At 69.3% G+C, this 26,538-nt stretch carries 19 protein-coding genes and 1 riboswitch; of the genes, 8 read left to right on the forward strand and 11 right to left on the reverse strand.

The genetic code is table 11. The features are described 5' to 3' along the window. Positions 1-75 precede the first annotated feature (75 nt). The 4 genes from ACOPJ3_RS03525 to ACOPJ3_RS03540 all read left to right on the forward strand — a co-directional run bounded on the left by ACOPJ3_RS03525 (position 76) and on the right by ACOPJ3_RS03540 (position 7,816). Positions 76-2,664 carry a LuxR C-terminal-related transcriptional regulator gene (locus ACOPJ3_RS03525; RefSeq protein ID WP_427870451.1) on the forward strand — a complete coding sequence of 863 codons (2,589 nt, stop codon included), beginning with the start codon at positions 76-78 and terminating at the stop codon, positions 2,662-2,664. A 169-nt stretch (positions 2,665-2,833) separates the two neighbouring features. Then, positions 2,834-6,322: a hypothetical protein gene (locus ACOPJ3_RS03530; RefSeq protein WP_427870452.1), complete on the forward strand. Its 3,489-nt coding sequence runs from the start codon at positions 2,834-2,836 to the stop codon at positions 6,320-6,322. 91 nt (positions 6,323-6,413) lie between these two features. After that, positions 6,414-6,983, forward strand: a complete 570-nt coding sequence (locus tag ACOPJ3_RS03535; RefSeq protein ID WP_427870453.1) for a hypothetical protein — start codon at positions 6,414-6,416, stop codon at positions 6,981-6,983. Between the two features lie 251 nt (positions 6,984-7,234). Further along, on the forward strand, positions 7,235-7,816 hold the full coding sequence (locus ACOPJ3_RS03540) for a hypothetical protein (protein WP_427870454.1): 582 nt from the start codon (positions 7,235-7,237) through the stop codon (positions 7,814-7,816). A 9-nt stretch (positions 7,817-7,825) separates the two neighbouring features. On the opposite strand, the gene ACOPJ3_RS03545 is transcribed toward ACOPJ3_RS03540, so the two are convergent. The 7 genes from ACOPJ3_RS03545 to ACOPJ3_RS03575 form a co-directional block, all read right to left on the reverse strand. Next, a complete protein-coding gene (locus tag ACOPJ3_RS03545) occupies positions 7,826-8,617 on the reverse strand; it encodes an RNA polymerase sigma factor (RefSeq protein WP_427870455.1) in 792 nt (263 codons plus the stop codon). Positions 8,618-8,776: 159 nt separating this feature from the next. Beyond that, positions 8,777-9,133 carry a hypothetical protein gene (locus ACOPJ3_RS03550; protein ID WP_427870456.1) on the reverse strand — a complete coding sequence of 119 codons (357 nt, stop codon included), beginning with the start codon at positions 9,131-9,133 and terminating at the stop codon, positions 8,777-8,779. Beyond that, complete coding sequence (locus ACOPJ3_RS03555; protein ID WP_427870457.1) at positions 9,130-10,734, reverse strand: acyl-CoA carboxylase subunit beta; 1,605 nt, start codon at positions 10,732-10,734, stop codon at positions 9,130-9,132. The genes ACOPJ3_RS03550 and ACOPJ3_RS03555 overlap by 4 nt, the downstream gene beginning before the upstream one ends. 106 nt (positions 10,735-10,840) lie before the next feature. Continuing rightward, positions 10,841-12,154, reverse strand: coding sequence for a hypothetical protein (locus ACOPJ3_RS03560; protein ID WP_427870458.1), 1,314 nt, complete (start codon positions 12,152-12,154; stop codon positions 10,841-10,843). Positions 12,155-12,277: 123 nt separating this feature from the next. After that, a complete protein-coding gene (locus ACOPJ3_RS03565; protein ID WP_427870459.1) occupies positions 12,278-13,012 on the reverse strand; it encodes a PspA/IM30 family protein in 735 nt (244 codons plus the stop codon). 87 nt (positions 13,013-13,099) lie between these two features. Next, positions 13,100-15,043 carry a TPM domain-containing protein gene (locus tag ACOPJ3_RS03570; RefSeq protein WP_427870460.1) on the reverse strand — a complete coding sequence of 648 codons (1,944 nt, stop codon included), beginning with the start codon at positions 15,041-15,043 and terminating at the stop codon, positions 13,100-13,102. Between the two features lie 174 nt (positions 15,044-15,217). After that, positions 15,218-15,391, reverse strand: a complete 174-nt coding sequence (locus tag ACOPJ3_RS03575; protein WP_427870461.1) for a CsbD family protein — start codon at positions 15,389-15,391, stop codon at positions 15,218-15,220. A 254-nt stretch (positions 15,392-15,645) separates the two neighbouring features. Here ACOPJ3_RS03575 and ACOPJ3_RS03580 point away from each other — a divergent pair, with 254 nt between their 5' ends. Further along, positions 15,646-16,491 carry a biotin--[acetyl-CoA-carboxylase] ligase gene (locus ACOPJ3_RS03580; RefSeq protein WP_427870462.1) on the forward strand — a complete coding sequence of 282 codons (846 nt, stop codon included), beginning with the start codon at positions 15,646-15,648 and terminating at the stop codon, positions 16,489-16,491. A 312-nt stretch (positions 16,492-16,803) separates the two neighbouring features. On the opposite strand, the gene ACOPJ3_RS03585 is transcribed toward ACOPJ3_RS03580, so the two are convergent. The 3 genes from ACOPJ3_RS03585 to ACOPJ3_RS03595 all read right to left on the reverse strand — a co-directional run bounded on the left by ACOPJ3_RS03585 (position 16,804) and on the right by ACOPJ3_RS03595 (position 21,453). After that, the gene (locus ACOPJ3_RS03585) at positions 16,804-18,225 is read right to left on the reverse strand and encodes an APC family permease (protein ID WP_427870463.1); all 1,422 of its coding nucleotides are present in this window, start codon (positions 18,223-18,225) and stop codon (positions 16,804-16,806) included. A gap of 41 nt (positions 18,226-18,266) precedes the next feature. Continuing rightward, a complete protein-coding gene (locus ACOPJ3_RS03590; protein WP_427870464.1) occupies positions 18,267-19,910 on the reverse strand; it encodes an amidohydrolase in 1,644 nt (547 codons plus the stop codon). 133 nt (positions 19,911-20,043) lie between these two features. Next, positions 20,044-21,453, reverse strand: coding sequence for an APC family permease (locus ACOPJ3_RS03595; protein WP_427870465.1), 1,410 nt, complete (start codon positions 21,451-21,453; stop codon positions 20,044-20,046). Between the two features lie 164 nt (positions 21,454-21,617). Here ACOPJ3_RS03595 and ACOPJ3_RS03600 point away from each other — a divergent pair, with 164 nt between their 5' ends. Continuing rightward, the gene (locus ACOPJ3_RS03600; protein WP_427870466.1) at positions 21,618-22,343 is read left to right on the forward strand and encodes a TetR/AcrR family transcriptional regulator; all 726 of its coding nucleotides are present in this window, start codon (positions 21,618-21,620) and stop codon (positions 22,341-22,343) included. 456 nt (positions 22,344-22,799) lie between these two features. On the opposite strand, the gene purU is transcribed toward ACOPJ3_RS03600, so the two are convergent. After that, positions 22,800-23,684, reverse strand: coding sequence for a formyltetrahydrofolate deformylase (gene purU / locus ACOPJ3_RS03605; protein ID WP_427870467.1), 885 nt, complete (start codon positions 23,682-23,684; stop codon positions 22,800-22,802). A 72-nt stretch (positions 23,685-23,756) separates the two neighbouring features. On the opposite strand from purU, the gene ACOPJ3_RS03610 reads away from it, so the two are divergent. Both ACOPJ3_RS03610 and glyA read left to right on the forward strand, forming a co-directional pair. Further along, entirely contained in the window at positions 23,757-25,058 is a 1,302-nt protein-coding gene (locus ACOPJ3_RS03610) for a hypothetical protein (RefSeq protein ID WP_427870468.1), read from the forward strand. Positions 25,059-25,117: 59 nt separating this feature from the next. Next, positions 25,118-25,201, forward strand: a riboswitch (ZMP/ZTP riboswitch). Positions 25,202-25,249: 48 nt separating this feature from the next. Further along, positions 25,250-26,533: a serine hydroxymethyltransferase gene (glyA, locus tag ACOPJ3_RS03615; protein ID WP_427870469.1), complete on the forward strand. Its 1,284-nt coding sequence runs from the start codon at positions 25,250-25,252 to the stop codon at positions 26,531-26,533. The last annotated feature ends 5 nt before the right edge of the window (positions 26,534-26,538 follow it).

Raw genomic sequence — 26,538 nt, forward strand, 5'->3', positions numbered from 1 at the left:
TACTGAAGAGGAAGGTACATGTTGTTGCGCTGGGGAAACACAATCAATGGGGAAGTGTAGGCGACCGTGAAGAGCATGACTTCGTTCGACCGCGCGACCATGATCGGCCGCGAAAGCATGGTGCAACGCATCGCCTCCATGCTCGAACGCGGCCACGATGTTGACCTCGTTGGGCGTCGCGGACACGGCCTCAGCATGACGCTGCGTGCGGTCGCATTCCATCTGGAGGAACGCGAGTGGCGTGTGCTCCGAATCCAGGGCGTGCCGTCGTTGCGAGCCCACTCGCTTGCAGCACTGCATGCCGCCGAGATCGGTACCCAGAATGAGGGTCGCTTCGGCGCCATTGTTGCCGCGGTTCAGGCGCTCGAGGCCTTCGCGGGCGTCGGCCGGGCGGCGCTCGTCGTCGATGATTGGGATGACCTCGATGAGGTCTCGTGGGGGGTCATCGAGACGGTGAAAGCCCGCACGCGCCTCCCGATGGTCCTCGCCAGACGCCCCAATTCAGGGACGCGCCAGACGCCGAGTGGGCTCGGCGGGGCGTCGACCCGATCCACGTTTGTCGTGCAGATCCAGGCCCTTCCGTTTGCCGCCATGCAGCGAATGCTGGAAGGGCGCCTCGGTGGACCCCTCGAGCGCGCCTCGGCCAGCCGCATCTACATCTATTCGGCCGGCATTGCCGGCCTCTCGCTCGGGATCCTGGATGCCATGCTGTTTTCCGAGCGGATTGAGAAAAGTAGCGACGGGTATTGGGTGCTCGAAGAGACGCTGTGGGACGAGCTGCTGCGGGGAACCGTCGAGGGGTTCCTCGGTACCCTCGATCCGGCGAAACGCAATGCGCTCCAGGTGCTCGCGCTTGAGGGCGGGCCGTCGATTGAGGCGGCTGAACAACTCGTGGGGAGAGAGTGCCTCGATCGTCTCGACGACCAGGGCCTTCTCGTTGCCTTTGAGGTCGAGGGTGAGCCGAGCGTGAGTGTCTCCCCGCCCGTAGTCGTCGACTACTTTCGGGCCGAAGCTGCCCAGCTCGTGCGGCAACGTGCACTTCGGGAGTCCGAACTCGGAGGAGAGGAGAAGCGCTGGGCTAAGAAGCCCAGAGGGATCGCGGTCGACCCGCTCTACGCGCGAGTGCTCGCCGACCGGGTCGAGCAACAGCGACTCGAACTGCGCAACCAGTGGGAGACCCGGCGCACACGCGCAGCCGCGCTTGAGTACGTCCGCGCGCTCACGATGAAACCGTGCTCGGGAAGGGAAATTGAGGAAATACTCGATTGGCCCTTCATGGCCGACGACGATCCGCTATCGCAGTGCTCGCTCGAGTACGTGAGGAGCAGAATGCGGATCTCCGACGGCGAATCAGTTGAGGATGAGATCGCGAGGCTCCATCGAGTCGTGGGGGAGCTGCAACCGGGAACCGTCGACCTCATGGCGCTCAGCCTGAAACTCGAATCGGGTGGCATTATCGGCGAGGAAGACGTGCACCTCCGCGTTCCCGGGCTCACCCCAGTTGCGCAGGTCCGCGCGACCTACAGCATTCGTCTCCTGGGGGAAATCTGGTTCGGGCACATCGCACACGCGCGCCAGACACTCGACGACCTGCTGCGCATGCGCAGCGCCGACGGCCCGTATCAACCGAGCTCCGAAGCGTTGCTGCTCTGGCTAGAAGGCCGACTCTCTGAAGCGCAGGAGCGGGCCGAGCAGGGACTGCGGGAGGCGCGTGCCGCGTATGATCTCGACCGCGCCCACATCTCCCGCTTCGTGCTCCTGCTTATCCTCACGTTCCGCGGGCGCTACACACCGATCCCACCGCTCCTCGATACCCTTCGGGCGACCGAGAGCCTGACCTCCCTGCAGGTTCAGGCCCACGCGGACGCCATGCACCTCGGCGCCCTGGCGCTCGTCCGCGGCGGCCAGGTCGAGGAGGGGGCCGAGCTCGTGCGCCGGGCGCCAACGATCCCGTACTTCTCGGATGAACGGCCCGGCCTGGGGCGAGCGCTTGCGATCGCGCAGCTCCGGGTCACCGAGGGGCGTCGAGAGGAGGCGGCAGAGTCGCTCCGTGAGTCAGCAATTGGCAGTTGGGGAAGCGGTCTGCGTACCGCCGCGCTCGTGCACGCACTGGCGGCGCTTGAGATCGACCCCTTGCCCAGCGATTTCGAACTCATCCGCGGCTGGCTCTCAGAAGTGGATAGCGCGCTTTTCCAGCTGCAGTTCGATCTTGCCGAGGCCATCGCGGCGCAGGACGCCGCGAGCATTGCGCAGATCGCTGAGCTCATGCAGGATCGGGGCGAAGAGGGCAACGCGCTCCGCGCATGGAACTTTGCCGTGCAGTTTGCGACCGCTGCCGGCGATGAGGAACTGGCGAAGCGGTGCGGCGACGCGCGCCGCACCCTCCGCTCCGGCTTCGGTTCTGAGGCCCTCGACAGCGAACGTTTCTCCCGGTTGTTTCTTGAGCTCACCCCGCGCGAGTCCGAAATCGTGAGCGCCGTCGTCGAGGGGCTCAGCAACGCCGGGATCGCCTCACGCCTTGGCGTGAGCGTTCGGACGGTCGAGAGCCACCTGAATCGGATCCTGCGGAAGGCCGGAGTTGAGCAGCGCGGCGAGCTCGCCGGCTTCGTGCGTGTGGCCCAGCCGCGTCGCAGCGCACGCGAATCAGAAGTGAAAAGCGCCTGATCCGGAATCAGCACACCGAGAGTTTCGCAGGAAACAAGTTTCGACCGTAATGGTCTTCGCGCTTCCCACTCTCTTCTTTGTGAGGGTTGCCATCCGGCAGCCGCGCTGGCGCGGTTCCCTCGTGGACGGGTCACACGGGCGCGGCCACTCAGCAAATGAATGGAGAAGCATGACTTCACGATTCCGGGCGAAGAAGCGCCCACGCCCGGCGGATCCGGCGCGCGTCGCGCGCAGGGTTACCGCCGCAGGCGTCGCCGCGACGGTTGTCGCAATGGGACTCGCGGGTGGCGCGACTGCCGCGTCGGCCGCGCCGATTACCGGTGACTTTAGCGGTCACGTGCGTGCTTATGGTGCGTTTGCCGCTGCCGACCTGGGAGGCGGTATCCTCGGCAACCTGATCAATGCTCGGGCGAACATCGCCGAGTCGATCGCCGTCGCCGACTCCGCTGGCCTCGCCAAGTACGGTAACCTCGGGGCCTTTGACCTCGGAGTTCCGGACGCCATCACTGACGACGTCGATGCCCGCTCTTATGCGCGAGCCACCCCCCTCGGGATCGGCGCTCTCGGAATTCCCGTGCAACCGATTAAGGCCGAGTCGTTCTCCCGGACCACCACTGAGGGCGCGCTCGACGTGCAGGACTTCGGGGTCGTCGACCTCGATCCGCTCCTCTCGATCAATGGCCTTGTCGGCAGCGCTGACAGTTCATGGACGCCCGTCGTAACCGCGAAGAACGGTGTGCTCGCAGCGGTGGAACAGTCGACGTTCAACGTTGATGTGCTTCCCAACGTTCCCGGGTTGCCTCCGGTCCTGACGCCCATCCTTCCCCTCGCCGAGGCGAACATCGGCGAGACGCAGGGTGACGTGTCCCTCGTTGCTGACGCCGCCTGTATCGACGGCACCGCGATCGAGTCGTCGTCCCGCTGGAAGTTCGGAGAGGCCGCCGTGCTCGGCAATCTCATCCGCATCTCGTGGGGCGCTGGCCAGGATCCGAACCAGTGGCCCGAGCTCGTGGCCCGGGCGAACGGCCTGACCGATGGCGCGAGCCTGACGGCGACGGAGATGCCGGACATGACGGTCTCGCTGTTCGACGATCCCAACACCTCGGTTTCGCTTCACCCCGGCATGTCTCTCGAACTCGATCAGATGCTGCCCGCGGGCCTGCAGACAATCCTGAACGGTGAGATCTCGTACGAGGGCCTCACGAACGAAAGCGTGCTGCCTGACGGCACCCACGCCTCGGGCACGATGAACGGCCTCGACATGGACGTGAGCGTCATCAACATTCCGCTGGTCGGCGCACTCGGCAACCTCGAGTTCGGCATCATGAAGACGGACGTCGGCGCAAACATGCAGCCGGGCGGCATCTCCTGCACTCCGGAAGAGCCGGTTGACCCGAATCTGAACGCTGCAGCTTCTGCCTCGGCGTCGGCATCGGCCGATTCCAACATGAACGCTGCATCCGTGGCCGCCGCCCAGGCCGCCGCAACGGCGGATGCGGAGACGACTCAGTCCGCCGCTGCCGACGTGACGGCGAACGCTGCTGCTGCTGCTGCGGCCACCGCCACGGCATCGACCGAGGCGTCGACCGACGTGTCGACCGCAGCGAACTCTTCGTCGAACGCTGCCGCAGCCGCGTCGGGAACGCCAAACGCCGCTGCTTCGGTCGTAGGTACCGCGAACACCGAGGCATCTGCGGCTGCCGCGTCGAACGCGACCTCGTCGACCGAGGCGTCCGCACGGGCCGCATCTGAGGCGAACGCCAACGCCGCCGCTTCGGCTGCTGCCTCGGCAAAGGCCGACTCCGAGGTGAACGCCGCCGCTATTGCTGCTGCTCAGGCCGCAGCGACCGCGAACGCGGACACGACCCAGTCTGCCGCTGCAGACGTGTCAGCGAACGCTGCCGCTGCTGCCGCTGCTGAGACCGAGGCCTCCACCGCTGCGTCGACCGACGTGACGACGGCTGCGAACGCTTCGGCGAACGCTGCCGCTGCCTCGACCGGCACGGAGACCACGGAGGCTACGGCCGCCGCGAACGCAAACGCCACGGCCGCTGCCGCTGCCGCGTCGAACGCGACCTCGTCGACGGAGGCGTCGGCGAACGCCGCCGCGGATGTCAACGCTGATGCTGCGGCTGACGGCAACCTGAACGCTGCGGCTTCGGCTGCGGCGTCGGCGAAGGCTGACTCGCAGGCGAACGCTGCAGCCCAGGCTGCTGCGCAGCAGGCTGCGATGGCGGATGCGACGAAGGTCGCCTCGGCTGCTGCTGACGTGTCGGCGAACGCTGCTGCTGCAGCGGCCTCCGAGACGACGGCTTCGACCGAGGCGTCGACCGACGTGACGACGGCGGCGAACGCTGCTGCGAACGTCGCCGCGAGCGCATCGGATTCGGCGAACGCTGCAGCTTCTGCTGCCGCGACGGCGAACACCGAGGCGTCGGCTGCTGCCGCGTCGAACGCGACCTCGTCGACGGAGGCGTCGGCGAACGCCGCCGCGGATGTCAACGCTGATGCTGCGGCTGACGGCAACCTGAACGCTGCGGCTTCGGCTGCGGCGTCGGCGAAGGCTGACTCGCAGGCGAACGCTGCAGCCCAGGCTGCTGCGCAGCAGGCTGCGATGGCGGATGCGACGAAGGTCGCCTCGGCTGCTGCTGACGTGTCGGCGAACGCTGCTGCTGCAGCGGCCTCCGAGACGACGGCTTCGACCGAGGCGTCGACCGACGTGACGACGGCGGCGAACGCTGCTGCGAACGTCGCCGCGAGCGCATCGGATTCGGCGAACGCTGCAGCTTCTGCTGCCGCGACGGCGAACACCGAGGCGTCGGCTGCTGCCGCGTCGAACGCAACCTCGTCGACTGATGCCTCGACCACGGCCGCGGCGAATGCGACGACGGACCAGAACGCTGATGCTGCGGCTGACGGCAACCTGAACGCTGCGGCTTCGGCTGCGGCGTCGGCGAAGGCTGACTCGCAGGCGAACGCTGCAGCCCAGGCTGCTGCGCAGCAGGCTGCGATGGCGGATGCGACGAAGGTCGCCTCGGCTGCTGCTGACGTGTCGGCGAACGCTGCTGCTGCAGCGGCCTCCGAGACGACGGCTTCGACCGAGGCGTCGACCGACGTGACGACGGCGGCGAACGCTGCTGCGAACGTCGCCGCGAGCGCATCGGATTCGGCGAACGCTGCAGCTTCTGCTGCCGCGACGGCGAACACCGAGGCGTCGGCTGCTGCCGCGTCGAACGCAACCTCGTCGACTGATGCCTCGACCACGGCCGCGGCGAATGCCACGGCTGCTGATCAGGGCACCGAGGAGGCCAACGCCAGCACGGCCGAGCAGGCCGCTCAGCAGGCCGAGGCCAACGCGTCCACGGCTGAGCAGGCCGCTCAGCAGGCTGAGGCCAACGCATCCGCGGCCGATCAGGGCTCGAAGTCGGCGACCACCGCGGCGAACGCCTCGGCCGCTGACAAGGGCACCTCGTCGGCCTCGGCCACGGCGAGCCCGAAGGGCAGCGCCCAGGGCAACGCCTCGGCGAGCGGGGACCTTGCGGTCACCGGTGACAACAGTGGCGCGATGGTCTGGACCATTGCGATCGCGCTCCTGCTCGCGGGTGCGCTCGTCGGAGGGGTTTCCCTCCGTCAGCGCCGCGCGGTTCGCGCGGAGTAACCACTGAGCACGGGTGCGGGGGAGCGGCGACGCTTCCCCGCATCCTGCTCTCCACACCCCCTCATGGGGCTAGACCGAGGAACGGTTGACAGTGAAAGAGAAGTATCGTGGGCGTCGGCTCGCAGCGGTCGCGGCAGCGACCGCTCTCGTGTTTCTGCCGCTGACTGCGTGCACGCAGGACGGCGAGAAGCCCGAGCCTCAGAACCAGACGAGCCAGCAGGATGATCCAAAGGTCAGGAGCGAGAGGGCGCTGACCGAGCTGGCCGCACTGAACGCCGATGACGCGAAAGACGACTGTGCGGTGTTCGACGTCATGGAGGACGTTGATGGGCTCACGAAGGAGCTCGACGCCGAGTCCGTAGCGGGGACGATCGGCGACCGCCTCGAACAGACGTCCGGCCTATTCGCGCGGCTCGCGAAGGTGGCAAAGGACCCCGCTGAGCAAGAGTCTTGGGCCCGCATCAGTGAGCAGGCGCTGACCACGAAGGCGACGCTCGCGCAGTATGGCGGCGAGGTGCTTAACGAGGAGACGCTCACCTCTCTCGGCGATCTGAGCCTCGTCTACAGTGCAGCCGTCAAAGCTCATGCGGATGACGTGCAAGAGCGGTGCGACGTCGACCTCGAAGCACTCCTTGCTTCCGGCGCGGGAGTACAGAAGTAGTGATCCGGTGTTCACGTGCGTCTGCCCGACGCCTTGCCACTGGAGCGGTCGTTGCGGCACTTTGTTTCGGCGCGGTTGGCTGCGCGGGCGCGGAAGATGCGCCGCCGGGAAAGGACGCGGCAACGTCCACGCCAACGCAGACCCCCGTGCCGCCGCAGGACCCGGTGACCGCCCCACCCAGCAGGGCCGAACAATCCCGGTATGACGAGGCCCGCGCGGCGATCCGGCATCAGAAGGGCATCGCAGTCCGAATGTCGGTCGGCTCCACGACGCGCGAGATTCTGTCCGGTGAGGCGCTCGTGAGCGGCGACTTGCTCTCCTGGAAGGGCGACTTTATTGCGGATGGGATGCCGCTCTCCATCATCCGCGTCGGGGAGGTTGCCTGGATCCGCGCGCCCCAGCAGTATTGGGAGGCGCTCGGCGTTCCGACTGAAACGGCGAGGGAACTTGGCAGCCAGCAGCTCTTTGCGACGTTCAATGGAGATGCTGCGAAGTCGCTCGTCGCCTTCGCAGATGTCACGGCGTTCCTGCAAACGCTTACCATGACATACGAGATCAACGAGCCAGAGATCCTGACCTCCGGGGCCGACGAGGGCAAATTCGTGGTCACTCTCGATGAGGCCCGACACCTGATAGCGGTGTCTCAGGACGGGGACCCTTGGATCCAGTCCGTCGTCGCCGAGGTGCCAGGCGGTGGGGCGCGCACCGTCGAACTCGCCTCAACCAAGCAGCCGGTGTCCATCGCACCGCCGCCCGTGAGCGAGGTGTATCAGGGCGGCGTCAAGGTCGAACTTGGTGGGACTGAGCAGAAGCCGAGCAAGCCTCAGGGATGAGCCCAACCACTACCGAGCTGAGCAGGCCGCCGCTCGATCCTGCCGCTTGCTCTTGGCCTCGATCGCCTCAAATAGCCTGCCGGCGCGTTCGAGAGCCGCGCTGCAACCATCGCATGCCTCGGCATGCTCCTCGACTCGCGCGCGCTCGCGCTTGCGGAGGGAATTCCTGAGATAGCCGACCATGTGCTCGGCCATCCAGGCGGCGTGCGTCGGGCAGGTGAGGTCAGGCTCCACGGTCGCGACGACCCACTCGTTACGCAGGCCCGCGCGGGCGCGGAAGGTCAGTGCGGCTGCGGCGTTGGCGCAAATTCCGAGTTTCTCGCCGACCTCGCCAACGCTGAGTCCTTCGACCTCGCTGAGCCAGAGGGCACGGCGCCAGCGCTCGGGCAACCGCGTGAAGGCTCGAGCGATCGGCTGCGCGTCGACCCCAATCGGCCAGATCTCGTCGACTGCGGGGAGATCCTCTGCGAACCCGAATGGGATCTCAACTCGTCGCCGCACGAGCTCGTAGGCCGAGTGGCGCACGGTAGAAAGGAGGTAGGCGCGAAAGGACTGTTCTGGCCCGAGACCCTTACGTATCGTCTCCAGGACCCGGAGGAACGCATGCGATGCGAGGTCCTCGGCGTCGCTCCAGGACAGCAGCCGGGAAGCCGCGCGCACGGCCGAGCGCCAGTGCCGCTGCCAGAGTTCCGCGCTTGCGCGCGCTGAGCCCTGGCGCACGGCGCCGATGAGCTCGGCGTCGCTCGGGGCACCTGTGGTGCGTTCGCGGCGAACCCGTTCTTGAACAGTGATTGCTGACACATAGACAGCCTCGGCCGCGAAATACGCGACGAGCGGTGACTATCGTGAACTAGGCGCGGTGCCTCCCAATATTGGGTGGCAAAAGGCCGCGCTTGGGTGCGCCACAGCGAGCGCTGCGAGTGGTTCTTCCGAACCCGCGCGACACGGAAAAATACCGGATCAGCCCTCCGCGAGCAGATCGTAGATGCCCTCCGGCACGCGCTGCGAGCGCGCCCACGGCTCGCGGTCGCGCCGCGCAACCCGCTTCACCTGCTGGGTCTCTTCCTCGCGCACCTGGGTCAGTACCGCGATGACCGCGGCGCGCTCCTCGGCGGAGACGCCGCGCGTCACGAAGGAGATATCGGTCTCGCCGAGCGGCGGCTCCGGATCGCCGGCCTCGGCGCGGCGCGACGCGTCGCGCGCGGCGGCGTCCGGCGGCAGGTCCGCATCCTGATCCGGTGCCGGATCCTGATCCGGCTCCTCCGCGCGGTGCCTGCCGCGCCGCTGCTCCTGCTGCTCCATCGCGTGCTCGCTCACAGCGGGATGTTGCCGTGCTTCTTGGCGGGCTGCTCGGTGCGCTTGCCGCGGAGGCCGCGGAGTGCCTTGATGACCGCGAGGCGGGAGCCGGCGGGCTCCAGCACGTTGTCGAGCTCGCCGCGCTCGGCCGCGAGGAACGGGCTCGTCACGTCGGCCGTGTACTTCGCGGTGAGTTCGGCGCGCAGCGCCTCGACGTCCTGACCGGCCTCTTCGGCCGCCTTGAGCTCCTTGCGGTACAGGATGTTGACGGCGCCGGCGCCGCCCATGACCGCGATCTCGGCGGTCGGCCACGCGATGTTGAAATCGGCGCCCATCTGCTTCGATCCCATGACGATGTACGCGCCGCCGTAGGCCTTGCGCGTGATGATCGTGACGAGGGGCACGGTCGCCTCCGCGTACGCGTAGAGGAGCTTCGCGCCGCGCCGGATCACACCCTGGAACTCCTGGTCGGTGCCGGGCAGGTAGCCCGGCACGTCGACGAGGGTCAGGATCGGGATCGAGAAGGAGTCGCAGAAGCGCACGAAGCGCGCGGCCTTCTCGCTCGCGTCGATATTGAGGGTGCCGGCCATCTGCGCCGGCTGGTTCGCGACGATGCCGACCGTGCGGCCCTCGACGCGGCCGAAGCCGATGAGCATGTTCGGCGCGAACAGGGGCTGCACCTCGAGGAAGTCCCCGCCGTCGAGGATCGTCTCGATCACGGTCTTCATGTCGTAGGGCTGGTTCGGGCTGTCCGGGATCAGCGTGTTCAGGCGGCGATCCGCGTCCGTGATCTCGAGCGCGGTGTCACTGTCGTAGATCGGCGCCTCGGCCAGGTTGTTGTCCGGTAGGTAGCTGATGAGGGTGCGCGCGTAGTCGAGCGCGTCGTGCTCGTCCGCGGCGAGGTAGTGCGAGACGCCGCTCGTCTTGTTGTGCGTGAGCGCGCCGCCGAGCTCCTCGAAGCCGACCTCCTCGCCCGTGACCGTCTTGATGACATCGGGACCCGTGACGAACATGTGGCTCGTCTTGTCGACCATGATGACGAAGTCGGTGAGCGCGGGGGAGTAGACAGCGCCGCCGGCCGACGGGCCCATGACGATCGAGATCTGCGGGATCACGCCCGAGCACATCGTGTTGAGGCGGAAGATGCTCGCGTACTTCGAGAGGGCCACGACGCCCTCCTGGATCCGTGCCCCGCCCGAGTCGAGGATGCCGAGCACGGGCGCGCCCGTCTTGAGGGCGAACTCCATCGCCTTCACGATCTTCTCGCCCGCGACCTCGCCGAGCGAGCCGCCGAAGGTCGTGAAGTCCTGCGAGTAGACGACGACCTGGCGGCCGTGGATCGTGCCCGCGCCAGTGACGACCGAGTCGCCGAAGGGATGCGAGTTCTCCATGCCGAAGCCGTGGGTGCGGTGCTTCACGTACTTGTCGAACTCGACGAAGGATCCCGGGTCGAGGAGCGCGGTGATGCGCTCCCTGGCCGTCATCTTGCCGCGCGCGTGCTGCTTCGCGGCGGCGGCAGCGTCGCGGTCCCCGACGGCCTCCTGATACTTCCGGCGGTGGTCGGCGATCCGGCCCGCGGTCGTCGCGAGCTCGTCTGCTTCAGTGGCGTTCTCTGCAGTCACGAGTGCCAGCCTAGCGCGGGGGTCATGCCGAAACTCTCCGACTCTCTCCAATGGAACGAAGAAACCTTGGTTGAAACCCTACGAAGCGCGGCGGTCACGGGGCGGCTCAGTCGAAGATGTCGTCGAGCAGGCCGCCGAGGATGACGCCCCCGATCACGGGGCCGAGCATGCCGGATCCGCCGCCGCCGCGGGGGCCGCCACGACCGCGTCCGCCGCCCCAGCCCCAGTCGTCGCCGTCGGGTCGGGAGGAGTCGATGTCGCGCTGCGCGAGCCTGAGCGCCTCGTCGGCGAGGCCCTGCGCGCGTCGCGCGAGCTGCTGTGCGCGCTCGCGCGTCTCCTCCTCGACGGGCAGCGCGTCGATCTCCGAGCGGGTCCGGCGCGCCTCGGCGAGCCTGGTGCGCGCGTCGGCGCCGATCCAGCCGCGCTGGCCCTCGATGAGGCTCGAGGCGATGCTGATCGCGTGGTCGGCCGCGGACACGTCGTGCTGGACATGCTCGAGCGACGGAACGGGCTTCGCGGCCTTCTCGCGGGCAGCGTCGAGCGCCGCGTTCGCCGCCGAGACGAGCGCGAGATCAGCGAAGGGATCCCGCTCCCCGCCGGCGTCGATCGACGCGAGCGCGTCCTGCAGTCGCTGGATCGCCTGGTCGACCGCCGGGGTGCGCTGCGCCGCAAGCGCCTCGGAGAGGTCGCCGCGCGAGTCCTCGACCACGTCCGCGAGCGTGTTCTGGGCGCGCAGGGCCTCGATCTCGAACGAGTCGACGCCGTCGAAGATCGACTCCGCGCGCCGCACACTCTCGGTCGCCGCCTCGAGCGCGACGTTCGCGTCCTCCGGCCGGGAGGCCGCGCGCCGGCGCTCGGAGACATCGGCCGAGTGGAGGGCGAAGTCGAGGAGCCGCTCGACCTCGCCGGCGGACATGCGGACGCGCTGCAGGGAGTCCGTGCGGTATCGCGCGGCGAGCCTCTCGAGCGTCGACCGCATCTCCGGCAGCCGCTCGCGCAGCCGCTCGGCGTCGGCTCGGACCCGCTGCAGCACCTCGGGTGCGCGCCGGATCCTGGCCACCTTCTCCTCGAGCGCCTCCGTGCGCTCGTCGAGCACCGACTCGGCCCACTCGCACAGCTGCACGATGCGGGCGTTGCGCGTGCGCAGCTCCTCCGGGGTGTCGGGGATGTGGTCGTGGTTCAGCTGGTGCAGCTGGAACGCCTCGCCCATGTGCTTTTTCACGGCGTCGAGGCCCTCGCGGAGCGGGCGGGTCGCCGACTCGCCGAGCTCGGCCGTGGCGAAGTCCAGCTCGTCGCCCGTGGCCCGGATCCGCTCGTCGGCGGTGACGAGCGCCGCCCGCGCGGTGCGCGACAGCTGCTCGTCGGCGGCGAGCTGCGCCGCCTGTTGCTCGCGCCCGCGGCGCCCCCAAATACCTGCCATGATCCGATCCTAGTTCTGCTTGTCTGATGCCCGGCAGAGCATCTGAAAACCGTGAAGAGGGACGAAAAAGCGGGGGGCGCGCGCCGTGCGCGGCGCCCCCCGCCGATCCCGTGTCGAGCCCGTCTACTGCTCGAGCGCCTGCTGCGACTTGCCGCTCTTCAGCGCCGCGAGCCGGGCCTCCACCTCGGTGACAGCCTCGAATTCCTCGAGCTCGTTGAACTGCGAGTCGAGAGTCGATGCCGCGATCTCCTGCTTGCCGCGGGCGAGCGCCTCCTGGCGGCGGATCTTGTCCTCGAAGCGGCCGAGGTCGCTCGTGGGATCCAGCACGTCGATCGACTTCACCGCGTCGGCCACCTTGTTCTGCGCCTCGGCCGTCTTCGCGCGGGCGACGAGCTCCGAGCGCTTCGTCTGGAGCTGCTGCAGCTTGTCCTTCATCCCGTTGAGGCCGGTCTTCAGCTTCTCGGTGACCTCGCGCTGCTGCGCGATCGTCGGCTCGGCGGTGCGGGCCTCGCCCTCGGCCGTAATCTGGCGCTGGAGCGCGACCTTCGCGAGGTTGTCGAACTTGTCGGCGTCTGCCGAGGAGCCGGCCGAGCGGAGCTCGTCGGCCTTGCTGCTCGCGGCGAGCGCCTTGCGGCCCCACTCGTCGGCCGTGCGGACGTCCTCCTGGTAGTCCTGCTCGAGCAGGCGGAGGTTGCCGATCGTCTCGGCGATCGCGGCCTCGGCATCAGAGATGTTGCTCGAGTAGTCGCGGATCAGCTGGTCGATCATCTTCTCGGGATCCTCGGCGGAGTCGAGGATCGCGTTGATGTTCGCGCGGACGAGGGTCGAGATCCGACCGAAGATGGACTGCTTGCTCATGGGGTTTCCTTTCGCCGTGGCGTGTTCGGGTTCGTGTGCGTGTCTATGAATGCGTGGACGAGGGATCGGGGCGTCGAGGAAGGGGCGTCAGAATCGGCCGCCCCCGCTCGAGCGGCGTCCGCCGCCGCCTCCGCCGGACCGGCGTCCGCCGCCACCGCTCGATCGGCCGCCACTGGAACGGCCGCCGCCCCAGCTGCTGCCGCCGCTCGATCGGCCGCCGCCCCAGCTTCCGCCTCCGCCGCCCCAGCCGCTGCTGATGGAGCCGCCGAGGATGCCGCCGAGGATCGCGGACAGGTCGTCGCCCGAGCTGCGGCCGCCGTAACCGCCGCCGTATCCACCCCCGCCGTAGCCGTTGTTCCAGTTGCTCATCTCGGACTGCGCGGTGGAGAGCGCCACGTTCGCGAGTTGCTCGGCCCGGTCGAGCTCGCGCAGCGCGCCGTTCGGATCCGTCTGCCTCGACCCCTCGGCGCGGGCGAGCGCCGCGCGCGCCTCGGAGACGCGGGTGCGGGCGGTCGGTCCGATCCCGCCCCGGTAGGAGGCGATGAACTGCTCGGCCGTTGAGACGCTCTCGCTCGCGCGGGCAAGCCTCGCGTCGAGGAGCTGGCGGGCGCGCTCGGTCGCGCGGGCCGTCTCGAGCACGCCGTCGATCGCGGTGTTCGCGGCCTCGAGCGCCTGCACGGCGCGGGCCGGGTGCTTGCCGGTTGCGCCGAGATCCGAAGCCGCGCGGGCGAGCTGGGACTCGGTCTCCTGGGCTGCGAGCGCGATCCGGCCGTCCGGATCCGGCATCGCGCGGGCCTGCTGCACGTCGTTCTGCATGTCGGCGATGAGCTCGGCGGCGCGCGCCTCGACGGTGCCGAGGTCGGTGCCGATCGCGAGCAGGGCCTTCTGCAGGTCGCCCGCCTGGATGAGTGCGATCTGGGCCTCGTGGATCGCGATCGCCGCGTCGCCGTTTCGGCCCTCGGCGACCGCGGTCTGCGCGATCCCGCCCCGCTCCTGCGCGAAGCGCACGAGGCCCGCGGCCTGCTCGGGGGCCTGGGCGACCCCGGCGAGGGCTTCCTCGGAGTAGATGCCGCGGAGCCGCGCGAGCTCGGCCTCGGCCGCGGGGCCCGCCTGCTCGGACTCGGCGGCGCGGGCCTGCAGATCTGCGAGGGCCTGCGGGGTGTCCTTCTCGATGTCGCGGAGGTCCTGGAGCGACTTCGACTGCGCCTCGAGCGAGGCGTCGATCCCGGTGCACAGCTCGATGATCCTGGTGAGCCAGGCGCGGGTGTCCTCCTCGGTGTCGGGCACGCCGTCGTCGAGCTTCTGCTGCAGGGCGAAGGCCTCGGACAGCTCGGTGCCCGCGGTCTCGAGCGCGGCGGCGAGCTCGCGGGTCGGAGCGTCGCCGAACTGGGCGCGGGCGAACTCGAGCTCCTGCTGGCCGGCCTTGACGTCATCGTCTGCGGCCACGAGCGCGGAGCCCGCGGTGCGGCGCAGCTCCTGCAGCTCTTCCTCGGTCTCGCGCTTGGTGCGGCGCTTCTTCGACGCGCGCCAGATCCCGTAGCCGGCGCCGGCGATCGCACCGCCGCCCGCGATGGTGCCCACGACCGCGGCAGTGGTGCGACCCGACGCGCCCTTCTCGGACTCGACCTGTTCGGCCGCGACGCTGACGGCGCCGAGCCAGTCGCTGTCGCGCAGCTCCGGCAGGATCCGCTCCTCGATGTTCGTGAGCTGGGAGTCGCGGAGTGGGCCGTCGTTCGAGGCCGAGATGAAGTATTGTCTGCCGTCGGTCGACACCGCGAGGAGGTACTGGGAGTCGCCGAGCCCGTTCTTGATCGCGGTGGCGTCGGCCCACTCGATGCGGTCGGACGGGTCCGTGAAGTCGTCGACGAACACGACGAAGAGGTCGATCCCAGTTTCGTCGAAGGCCGCTGCGAGGCGCTCGTTCGCCTGCGCCTCATCGGCGGGTGACAGGACGTCCGACTGGTCGGTGACGAAGCTGTCATTCAGGGCGACGGGCGGCGTCGCGGAGGCCGAGGCGACGGCGGCCAGCATCCACGCTGCTCCAACCAACGTGCCCAGTGCCAGTCTGCGGAGTGGATAACGCGAGTTGCTCACACTCGGAGTGTATTAGTCCTGACCTGCGAGTTCTAGGGCTTTTCCCGGGGCTTCCAGGGACGAAAAAGCGGGGCGGCCGCTCAGCGACCGCCCCGCTTTTCACAGCTGCACCTACTTCTTGAAGGTGTCCTTGACGTCCTCGGCGGCGTCGCGGAGGTGACCCTTGGCCTGATCGGCCTTGCCTTCTGCGACGAGCTTCTCGTTGTCGGTCATCTTGCCGACGGTCTCCTTGACCTTGCCGCCCGTCTTCTCGCCGGCGGCCTTGATCTTGTCTTCAGCGCTCATGTTGGTGTCCTTCCTGGTAGGAAGCGGACCAGCGAATCGAGGGAACTCGACTCGATAGGGCCAACCGGCCCGGAACAAGATCTTCCGGCGCTGCCCCCCTGAGGCCCGCGTCACCACGCTAACGCGGCGGACTTGGGGAATCAATACTGTTGGTGTCTTATCTGTGGATCCTCTGTGTTTCTGCTGGGTGGGGATCGCGGGCGTGTCGCGTTCTCCCGCACCGGGAAGCGCTGGCTCCGCTACCCTCGGGAACCATGGAACTGCCGCTCACCCGCGCCCGCCTGCCGCGAGTCCTCTGGCGCGAGAGCTCCCCGTCGACCAACGCAGAGCTCCGCGAGCTCGCGAGCGCGGCCGAGCTGCCGCACGGCACCCTGCTCGCGACCGCACACCAGACCGCGGGGAGGGGCCGCCTCGACCGCGGCTGGGTAACGCCGCCCGCGAGCGCCGTCGCGAGCTCGATCCTGATCCGGTCGTTCGGTGCGGGTCCGGATCCGGATCCGGCTGCCGACCCGCTCGGCATCGGGTGGCTGCCCCTCCTGGTGGGGTCCGCGATGACGGCGGCGCTGCAGCCGCGCTTCGGAGAGGGGATGCGCGTCGGCGTGAAGTGGCCGAACGACGTGCACGTGCGCGACGAGGAGGACGCCGTCGCGGGCCGGCCGGGCAAGAAGCTCTGCGGGATCCTGTGCGAGATGCTGCCCGACGGCTCCGTGATCGTGGGCGCCGGGATCAACCTCCTGATCGACGAGTGGGACCTCCCCACCGAGCGCGCAACCTCGCTGCTCGCCGCCGGCGCCGACGTCGGGGGCGCTCAGTCGCTCGCGGACCCGGCGGGCGCCGGCCTCGCCGACGAGGTGCTCGACGCCTACGCGGGCGAGCTCCTCCGCCTCGTACGGCTCGCGACGTCGGATCCCGGAGCGGCGCGCGCCCGCGTCGCCCGCCACTCGCTCACGCTCGGCACCGAGGTGCGCGTGCACCTGCCCGGGGGTGAGACGATCGACGGCCGCGCACGGGCGCTCGCCGCCGATGGGTCGCTCACCGTCGACCTCCCCACGGGCGGCGAGCTCACCGTCTCCGCCGGAGACGTCGAGCACCTGCGGTAGGGGCGAGGCGGGGCGGGCGCGCCGCGGCGCCCGGCGCCCTGCGCTCGCTCCGAATTCTGCGCTCGTTCCTACGTTTCGGCCGGGTTTCGTAGGAGCGACTGCAGATTACGGAGCGAGCGCGGCAGGCTCCGGATCCGGCGCCCGCAGGTGCTAGAGGTTGGTTGCCACCCTGGCCCCCGCGCTCGTTCTGTGTTCTGCGCTCGTTCCTACGTTTTGGCCTGCTTTCGTAGGAGCGACTGCAGATTACGGAGCGAGCGCGGCAGGCTCCGGATCCGGCGCCCCGCGCCGGGCCGCCGGGCCGCCGGGCAGCCCCTACTCTCGCCGGTCGCCCTCGAGCGGGAAGTCCTCCCCGAGCTGGTCGATCTGCTGGGTCGTCGGATCGCCCTCCGAGAAGTCCATCTTCGGCACCGGCCGCTTGAAGCCACCCGTCACGATCGCGATGATGATGACGCCGACGGCGAGCCACGCAGCGCCGACGAGCCAGGTCGTGGCCTCGAGCGAGGTCCAGAGCCAGATGGTGAGGCCGAAGCCGATGAGCGGGAGCAGGCCGTAGCGGATCCACTCCCACGCGGTCGCGGGCTCGCGCCTGCCGCCGCGCGGGAAGAGGTAGGTCCTGATCACTGACAGGTTCACGAGCGCGAAGGCGGCGAGTGCGCCGAAGCTGATCATGAACGCGACCGTGTCGAGCGAGAGGAACAGGCTCGACAGCGCGAACACCGACACCACCATCGCTGCGACGACCGGCGTGCCGAAGCGGCGGTGCAGGCGCGAGAGCGGCTTCGGCAGCATGCCGTCTCGGCCCATCGCGTACAGGATGCGCGAGACGGAGACCTGGCCCGTCATGCCGGATCCGAAGGCGCACGCGACGTAGACGGCCACGAAGAACGCGGTGAACGCCTCGCCGCCGATGTTGTTCATCACGGTGACGCCGGCGGCCTCGAGCTCAGAGTCGCTGAGCGCTGCCCAGTCGGGGTGGTAGGCGACGGCGCCGGCCCACGACACGAGGATGAAGAAGAAGCCGCCGACGAGCGTCGCGAGCACGATCGCGCGCGGGATGTCCTTGCGCGGGCGCTTCGCCTCCTCGGACAGGGTCGACACCGCGTCGAATCCGAGGAAGGAGAGCGCCAGGATCGCGGCGCCGGAGGCGACCGCGCCGATCCCGCCCTCGCCGAAGGTGAATGGCTCGATGAGGTTCACCGACATGTCGCCGCCGAAGGCGAACTTGAAGGCGAGCACCATGAACACGACGACGAGCACCACGGAGAGCGCGATGATCGCCATGTTCACCTTGCTGACGAGGTTGATCCCGAGCACGTTGAAGAGCAGCACGAGGAGGAGGGCGGCGAGCGTGAACGCCCACACCGGCACCGCCGGGAACTGGGTGTTCAGGTAGATCCCGATCAGCATGAAGTTGATCATCGGGATGAACAGGTAGTCGAGCAGCATCACCCAGCCGGTGAGGAAGCCGACGGCGCCGCCGAACGACTGCTGCGTGTAGGTGTACGCGGATCCCGCGACCGGGTACCGGCGCACCATGGCGCCGTAGCTCGCCGCGGTGAAGAGCATCGTCACGACGGCCACGATGTACGCCGCTGGGAGGTGCCCGTCGGTGACCTGGTTCACGATGCCGTAGGTCGTGAAGACCGTGATCACGGTCATGTACGTCACGCCGAAGAGCGTCAGGCCGGTGAGGCCGAGTGCTCGCTTCAGGTGCGGTTGCGTCGTCTCGCTCACTGCTTCTCCCTCGATTGGATTCTGCGGTTCACGCCTGTGATTCACAGCGCCGGAGCGAACGTCCGCTCGCCCGCGAGCCAGGTCCCCTGCACCGAGATGCCCGGGATCGTCTCCGGCTCGACCGAGAGCGGATCCGCCGACAGCCACACGGCGTCGGCCACCCTCCCCACGCTCAGCGTACCCCGGTCTTCGCCCGCGAGCGCCTGCCGCGCGATGCCCTTCGTGTATGCGGCGTAGGCGCTCGCCGCATCGATCCGCTCATCCGGCAGCCAGGCGCTCGCCTCCGGCTCCTCGTGGCTGTGCCGCGTGATCGCGGTCGAGACCGCGGGGCGCCAGTCGATCGTGGTCACGGGCCAGTCGCTGCCGAACGAGATCGTCGCCCCGCTCCGGGCCACGGATCCGATGAGGTACTGCCAGTCCTCCCGGGGGTGGCCGAGGTGCGGGATCGTGAGGTCGCGCATCACCGCGTCGCACTGCGCCCAGTAGGGCTCGAAGTTCGCGATGACGTCGAGTTTGGCGAAGCGGCCGAGGTCGGCGGGGTCGAGGAGTGCGACGTGCGCGATGACGTCGTGCCGCTCGCGCGCGGGATTCGCCGCCCGCGCGGCCGCGAGCGCGTCGAGCGCGAAGCGGTTCGCGCCGTCGCCGATCGCGTGGAGGTGGATCTGAAAGCCCTCGGCGTCGAACGCGGTGACGGCCGCGGCGAGCTCCTCCGGGGTCCAGTTCGGCAGGCCGTACTCGCCAGGCATGTCGGCGTAGGGCTCAAGGAGCGCCGCCGTGTGGCTCTCGATCACGCCGTCGACAAAGAACTTGACCGTCTCGGCCGTGAGCCGCTCCGCCCCCAGCTCCCGGATCCGCTCGCGCTCGGCGACGAAGCGCACGACCTGCTCGCGCCAGGTGAGCGGGTCGGCCCGCTGGGCGAGGTTCACGCGCGTGTGCAGGCGATCCTGCGCCACGGCCGCGTGGTAGACCTCGAGGTCGACGGGCTCGATCCAGGCGTCCTGCACCCAGGTGGTGCCCTGCGCCGCGTAGGCGAGCGTCGCGCGCTCGAGCGCGTCGAGCCGATCCTCGAGCGAGAACGGGGGCACGACCTCGCCGAGGAAATTGTTGGCCGCAGACTCCTGCAGCGTGCCGAGCGGGCTGCCGTCCGCGCGCCGCACGATGCGTCCGAGCGGGGGATCCGGGGTCTCCGCGGTGATCCCGCCCGCCGCGAGCGCCGCAGAGTTGACCCAGGCCGTGTGGTAATCCCAGGCGCGCAGGATCGTGGGGGTGTCGCCCGTCACCTCGTCGAGCCAGCTGGCGTCGAAGAGGCCGTTCTCGGAGAAAGTTGCGTCGTAGCTGCCGCCCACGATCCACGCGGCATCGGGGTGCTCGCGCTTCCACTCGGCGACGGCGGCGATGATGCCCTGGAGATCCTCAGCCTGCCGGATCCGCGGGCCGAGCGCCTCGACGCCGCCGGGCAGCGGGTGCGCGTGGCCGTCGCCTGGCGCGGGGGCGAGCGTGCCGCCGGCGAGGTCGATGTGCTCGTCTCCCGCCGCAGGGTCGAGGCCGGGGATCAGCTCGTCCGCATCGCCTCCGAGCGCCACGACGCGGCCGTCTCTGAACGCGATCGCGGGCGCGTACAGCGGCCCGTGCTCCGCGGTCGGATCGACGAGGATGGTTCCCCCGGTGAAGACGGTCGTGCTCATGGCTGCCTCCTTGCGGCGTTGGGTGCGAGTCCGATTCTCTCGCGTGGGGCTGGGTGATGGGCTGATGGGCGGGAATTTCCCCGCAGATGCTGAATCGGGCTCCCCGCGGCGATCGCGGGGAGCCCGACGCTCCTTACTTGAAGGGGGTGCTCTCGGTCATCTGGTCGATGACCTCGGTGGCCGGTCCCTCCGAGAAGTCCATGCGCGGCACGGGCCGGCGGAAGAAGCGCGTCTTGGCGAGCAGGATCCCGAGCCCGATGAGGAACCAGATCCCGCCGACGACCCAGGTCATCGGCTCGAGCGAGGTCCACAGCCAGAGCGAGAGCGCGAGGCCGATGAGCGGGAAGAGGCCGCGCAGGATCAGGTCCTTCGCGCTGCGCTGGGCCGCCTCGCCGCGCTTCGGGAAGATGTAGACCCGGATCACCGAGAGGTTCACCATCGCGAAGGCCGCGAGCGCGCCGAAGCTGATCATGAACGCGGCCTGCTCGAGCGAGAGGAAGAGGCTCGCGAGCGCGAAGACCGACACCGCGGCCGCTGCGACGACGGGCGTGCCGAAGCGCGACCACAGGATCCCGAGCGGCTTCGGCAGCGTGCCGTCGCGGCCCATCGAGTACAGGATGCGCGCGACCGAGACCTGGCCGGCGAGTCCGGATCCGAAGCAGCCCGTGACCGACATGAAGACGAAGATGATCCCGAGCCAGTCGCCCGCAACGTGATTCGCGAGCACGATGCCGGCCGCGTCGAGCAGCGCGCGCGGGGCGGCGCTCCAGTCGTCGAGGTGGTAGGAGATCGCGCCGACCCACGACACGAAGATGAAGATCGCGCCGCCGATGAGCGTCGTGAGCATGATCGCGCGCGGGATATCGCGGCGAGGGTGCTTCGCCTCCTCGGAGAGTGTCGAGACCGCGTCGAAGCCGAGGAAGGAGAGCGCGAGCACGCCGGCGCCCGTGAAGATCGGGCTGAAGCCCTCGCGGCCCGGAATGAAGGGGTCGATCATGCTGGGGGCATCGGGGTCGCCGATCGCCGTCTTGATCGCGAACACGGCGAACAGAATGACCGCGGCGACCGAGATGCTGATGACCGCGATGTTGAGCTTGCTCACGAGCTTGATGCCCGTGATGTTGAAGATGAAGACCGCGATGAGGGTGAGGAGCGAGGGGATCCACGCCGGGATGCTCGGGAACTGCGTGCTCACGTAGAGGCCCAGGATCATGAAGTTGATCATCGGGATGAACAGGTAGTCGAGGAGCAGCACCCAGCCGGTGAGGAAGCCGACGCCGCCGCCGAAGCCCTGCTGCACGTAGGTGTAGGCGGATCCCGCGACCGGGAACTTGCGCACCATGGCCGCGTAGCTGTTGGCCGTGAAGAGCATCGTGAGCAACGCCACGACGTAGGAGAGGGGCAGGTGCCCGTCGGTGATCTGGTTCACGATGCCGTACGTCGTGAACACGGTCGCGACCGCCATGTAGGCGAGGCCGAAGAGGATCAGGCCCCCCAGCCCGAGTTCTCGTTTCAGGTGGGTCTGCTGCGCGGTGTCGCTCACCGTGGATCTCCTTTGATGCTGTCCTGCAGGCGCCGGGTGCGGCGTCGGATATGATCGTAAATGAACAGGGTTCGTTAAACGAATCGGGTAGAGAATAGTACGAAATGCGCTCCGGCGCGAGTCTGAGTTTTCTGCCCGCTGCATGCTCGACGAGGAGAGTGACGATGGCGACACGAGGAACCCCCGGTATTCCCGAGGTGGCGGATCCGCCGCGCCGCCGCGCCGGCCGCCCGGCCACGAGCATCCTCTCCCGCACACTCATCCTCGAGACGGGGCTCCGGCTCATCGACGAGCGCGGCGCCGATGGCGCCGGGATGCGCGCGATCGCGAAGGAACTCGGCGTCCGCCCCTCCGCGCTCTACAACCACGTCGCCGGCTACCCCGAGCTCGTCGCCGGGGTGCGGGAGCTGATCAGCGAGCGGATCCCGACCGACATGTTCGACACCCTGCCGTGGGATCAGGCACTCTCCGAGTGGGCGCACCACTACCGCGCGGCCTTCGCCGCCCACCCGCCGACGATCGCGCTCCTCGCCGTGCTGCCGCTCTCCGAGGACTCGGTCACGACCGAGATGTACGAGCGCGTCGTCGCGTCACTCGGCCGCGCAGGCTGGCCCGTGGAGCGGCACCTCGAGGTGCTCGTCGCGGTCGAGGCGTTCATCCTGGGCGCGGCCCTCGACCTCGCGGCCGACGACGACATGATGAACCCCGGATCCCGCACCGACGTGCCCGAGTACCTCGCCGCCTACCGCGCGCGGGCGGCGCGGCTCGCCGCCGGGGGGCGCCGGGCGGCCGACCTCTCCTTCGAGACGGGGCTGCGCGCGCTGCTCGCGGGGCTGCGGGTCGAGCTGGAGGAGCTGAAGGGGCCGGATCCGGATCCTGCGGCGCGCTGAGGCGGGATCCGGCGCCCTGCCCCCTGCGCTCGCTCCGCATTCTGCGGTCGTTCGCACGATTCCGGGGTAAAGCTTGCGAGCGAGCGCAGTTTTGCGAGCGACGGCCGCGGGCGGTAGCGGTGAGGGGCGAGCTCGTCTCCGCGCTGAGTCGGGATTCGGCGCCCTGCCCCCTGCGCTCGCTCCGCTTTCTGCGGTCGTTCGCACGATTCCGGGGTAAAGCTTGCGAGCGAGCGCAGTTTTGCGAGCGACGGCCGCGGGCGGTAGCGGTGAGGGGCGAGCTCGTCCCCACGCTGAGTCGGGATTCGGCGCCCTGCCCCCTGCGCTCGCTCCGCTTTCTGCGGTCGCTCCTACGAATCTGGGCCCAAGCTTGCGAGCGAGCGCAGATTTGCGAGCGACTGCCGGGGCGGGGCGGGGCGGGGCTGGCCGAGGCGGGGCCCGGCCCGGCCCTCCGAACCCCTACCGGAAGATGATCGTGCGGTCGCCGTCGGCGAGGATGCGGTTCTCGGCGAACCAGCCGACCGCGCGGCGCAGCACGCGCGCCTCTTCGTCCTGGCCGAGCTGCACGAGCTCGCGGGGCGTGTATGAGTGGTCGACGCGGGTGACGTCCTGCTCGATGATCGGGCCTTCGTCGAGGTCGGTCGTGACGAAGTGCGCCGTCGCGCCGATGAGCTTCACGCCGCGCTGGTGCGCCTGCTTGTACGGGTTCGCACCCTTGAAGCCGGGCAGGAACGAGTGGTGGATGTTGATCGCGCGGCCCTCGAGCGCGGCGCACAGCTCGGGGGAGAGGATCTGCATGTAGCGGGCGAGCACGACGAGCTCGATGTCGAGCTCCTCGACGGCCTCGAGCACGCGCGCCTCGAAGGCGGCGCGGTCATCGGGGTTCGCGATCGCGCGGTGCTCGAACGGCACGTCGTAGAACTCGGCGATGTCGCGCACCGTCTCGTGGTTCGACAGGATGAGCGGGACCTCGATCGGCAGCTGGCCGCCGCGCCTGCGGTAGAGCAGGTCGTTGACGCAGTGCGTCGCGGTCGACGCGAGGAGCAGGGTGCGCACGGGCCGCCCGACGCGGTCGAGGCGCCAGGTCATGTGGTAGCGCTCGGTGACGGGCGCGAGCGCACCCTCGAAGCGCGCCTGGAAGGTGTCGGGCTGCGCGACGGCCTCGACCTGGAGGCGCATGAAGAAGCGGCCCGTGTCTGCCGACGCGAACTGCTGGCTCTCCGCGATATTGCCGCCCGCCGCCACGATCGCGCCGCTGATCGCGTGCACGATCCCGGGGCCGTCGATGCAGGAGAGGGTGAGCACCCACTGGGTGTCGTCGGTTGTCGTCGCGATCGTGTTCACGGTCCTCAAGGGTAGTGGATTCCCTGGCGCGGGATCCGCCCGCTGCTCGGAGGGGTGCCTACGATGGGCGATATGGAGCAGCCGATGCAGGATCCCCAGCTCACAGCACCTCCCGGCGCGCAGGGCGCCGCGCAGCGGCCCGCGCGGCAGCCGTTCGTGAAGCCGACGGGTCTCGCGGGGGTCGCCTGGCGGGCCTGGCTCCCGCTCGTCTGGATCCTGCCCGCCGGCCTCTTTCTGGTGAAGATGTTCTCGGGGTCCGCCGGCTGGGAGGTGATGTTTCTCCTGCTCGGGGCGCCGCTCTGGATCCCCGCGTGCGGCTTCCTCGGGATCCTGCCCCGCTTCATCCTGCGCAAGCGCGGCTTCGCCGCGGCGCCCGGCAGCGTCGTCGCGCTCATGGTGGCGAGCGGCTGGGGCCTGTTCTTCGGGCTGCTCGCGATGCGGGCGTCCGGCGACAGCGGCACCGATGACTCGCCGCTGGGGCTCGCGTTCCCGGCGCTCACTCCGCGCGCGGAGGACGTGCTTTCGACGATGGGCTTTCTCGTGTTCATCGGGGCCTTCATCGTCGCGCTCGTGCTCGCGAGCGCGCTGCCGCAGCGCACGGGGGCGCGGCCGCACACCTGGCTCGCCCTGCTCGCGCTCGTGCTCGTGCCCGTCGTGATGGTCGGGATCGCGCTCGTTGGCGAGCGGATCGCGATGCACGGCGCCCCGGACTTCTCCGGCAAACAGGAGGTCGACGTCGTGTCGCTCACGGCCGATGAGCGCACGGCGCGCGAGGAGCAGGCTTGGGATCAGGCGCAGGAGGCGCTCGTCCCGCTGCGGGAGCGGATCGCGCCCGGGGGCTGGCTCGTCGGCACGGGCGGGATCGTGGGCGAACAGGTTACCGGCGAGTGGACGACGTTCACGGCGCAGGCCAGCTGGGAGCGCTATGTGATGGAGGAGCCGGGCGCGGCCGCCGAGGAGGCGCGCGCCGCCGCTCGGGATCTCGGCTGGCAGCCTCCGCACAGTCAGGACCGCTTCGGGCAGAAGGAGGACGCCGAGCGGGTATTCCGGAACGACGCCGGCCAGATCACGAACGTCGTTTACCAGCTCGAGGATGAGCGCGGGTACCGGCTCGTGATCGCCGAGGGCCGCACCGCCGGAGACCCCGCCGGGGATAGCGACGACGAGTGGCGGCCGGGGGAGCGTCGGCTCCTCTCCGTCCGGATCGCGAGCGGCGACTACTGGGTTGGCGGCGAGCTCACCGACTGGCTGAAAAAGGTCGCGCAGGATCCGGACGCGGATCGCAGCGGGCCTGGCTCGCGGGAGTTCGCAGCAGACGAATGGCCGGAGCTCGCCCAGATCGAGGGCACGATTTCGGGCCCGGATCGGCGCTGAGCCCCGGGAGCCTGTGACGCGTCCCGCCCTGGTCGAGCGCAGCCGAAACCGGGTAGACTGTCACCCGTCGTGACTGGCGTACAGATGGTCACCATCGGGGAACGACACTCGTCAGGGAATGGCCGCTCGCCTGGGTCGTAAGATTTCCGAGATGATTTCCGCGCGCGGAACCTGAAGTGATGAGGAGCACCATGTCCACCCAGTCTGCTTTCTTCAACGAGCCCCTTGAGGTCGTCGACCCCGAGATCGCCGAGGTCCTCAAGAACGAGCTCGGCCGCCAGCGCGGCACGCTCGAGATGATCGCGAGCGAGAACTTCGTGCCCCGCGCGGTGCTCGAGGCGCAGGGCTCGGTCCTGACCAACAAGTACGCCGAGGGCTACCCCGGCCGCCGCTACTACGGCGGCTGCGAGTTCGTCGACGTCGCTGAGGAGCTCGCGCGCGAGCGCGCCAAGGCCCTGTTCGGCGCGAAGTACGCGAACGTGCAGCCGCACTCGGGCGCCTCGGCGAACGCCGCGGTGCTCTCGGCGATCGCTGAGCCGGGCGACACGATCCTCGGCCTCGAGCTCGCCCACGGCGGCCACCTCACGCACGGCATGAAGCTGAACTTCTCCGGCAAGCTCTACAACGTCGTCTCCTACGGCGTCGATCCGGAGACCTTCCTCGTCGACATGGACGTCGTCCGCGAGAAGGCCCGCGAGCACAAGCCGAAGGTCATCATCGCCGGCTGGTCGGCCTACCCGCGCACGCTCGACTTCGCGGCGTTCCGCGAGATCGCCGACGAGGTCGGCGCGACCCTGTGGGTCGACATGGCGCACTTCGCGGGCCTCGTGGCCGCCGGCCTGCACCCGAGCCCCGTGCCGCACGCGCACGTCGTCTCCTCGACCGTGCACAAGACGATCGGCGGCCCGCGCTCCGGCTTCATCCTCACGAACGACCTGGAGCTCCACAAGAAGCTCAACTCGAACGTGTTCCCCGGCCAGCAGGGTGGCCCGCTCATGCACGTGATCGCCGCGAAGGCGACCGCGTTCAAGCTCGCTGCGACCGACGAGTTCAAGGAGCGCCAGGAGCGCACCCTCTCGGGCGCGAAGCTCCTCGCCGAGGCCCTCACGACCGACGCGTCGCGCGCCGCAGGCGTCGACGTGCTCACGGGCGGCACCGATGTGCACCTCGTGCTCGCTGACCTGCGCAATTCGCCGCTCGACGGCCAGCAGGCCGAGGACGCGCTGCACGCCGTCGGCATCACCGTCAACCGCAACGCCGTGCCCTTCGATCCGCGCCCCCCGATGGTGACGAGCGGCCTCCGCATCGGCACCCCGGCGCTCGCGACCCGCGGCTTCGGCGACGAGGAGTTCCGCGAGGTCTCCGACATCATCGCCCTCACGCTGCAGCAGGCCGGCGACATCGAGGCCCTCAAGGCGCGCGTCACCGCCCTCGCCGACAAGTTCCCGCTGTACCCCGGCCTCGAGGAGTGGTGAGCGGC

Origin of the sequence: Leucobacter luti, from assembly GCF_050310065.1 — a bacterium.
Classification (GTDB): Bacteria; Actinomycetota; Actinomycetes; order Actinomycetales; family Microbacteriaceae; genus Leucobacter; species Leucobacter luti_B.

Coding starts and splice junctions, on each gene's coding strand:
- ACOPJ3_RS03580 (WP_427870462.1), top strand. CDS start 15,646: ATGGAACTGCCGCTCACCCGCGCCCGCCTGCCGCGAGTCCTCTGGCGC.
- ACOPJ3_RS03610 (WP_427870468.1), top strand. CDS start 23,757: ATGGAGCAGCCGATGCAGGATCCCCAGCTCACAGCACCTCCCGGCGCG.
- ACOPJ3_RS03530 (WP_427870452.1), top strand. CDS start 2,834: ATGACTTCACGATTCCGGGCGAAGAAGCGCCCACGCCCGGCGGATCCG.
- ACOPJ3_RS03560 (WP_427870458.1), bottom strand. CDS start 12,154: ATGGCAGGTATTTGGGGGCGCCGCGGGCGCGAGCAACAGGCGGCGCAG.
- ACOPJ3_RS03565 (WP_427870459.1), bottom strand. CDS start 13,012: ATGAGCAAGCAGTCCATCTTCGGTCGGATCTCGACCCTCGTCCGCGCG.
- ACOPJ3_RS03590 (WP_427870464.1), bottom strand. CDS start 19,910: ATGAGCACGACCGTCTTCACCGGGGGAACCATCCTCGTCGATCCGACC.
- ACOPJ3_RS03570 (WP_427870460.1), bottom strand. CDS start 15,043: ATGCTGGCCGCCGTCGCCTCGGCCTCCGCGACGCCGCCCGTCGCCCTG.
- ACOPJ3_RS03575 (WP_427870461.1), bottom strand. CDS start 15,391: ATGAGCGCTGAAGACAAGATCAAGGCCGCCGGCGAGAAGACGGGCGGC.
- glyA (WP_427870469.1), top strand. CDS start 25,250: ATGTCCACCCAGTCTGCTTTCTTCAACGAGCCCCTTGAGGTCGTCGAC.
- ACOPJ3_RS03600 (WP_427870466.1), top strand. CDS start 21,618: ATGGCGACACGAGGAACCCCCGGTATTCCCGAGGTGGCGGATCCGCCG.
- ACOPJ3_RS03525 (WP_427870451.1), top strand. CDS start 76: ATGACTTCGTTCGACCGCGCGACCATGATCGGCCGCGAAAGCATGGTG.
- ACOPJ3_RS03540 (WP_427870454.1), top strand. CDS start 7,235: ATGTCGGTCGGCTCCACGACGCGCGAGATTCTGTCCGGTGAGGCGCTC.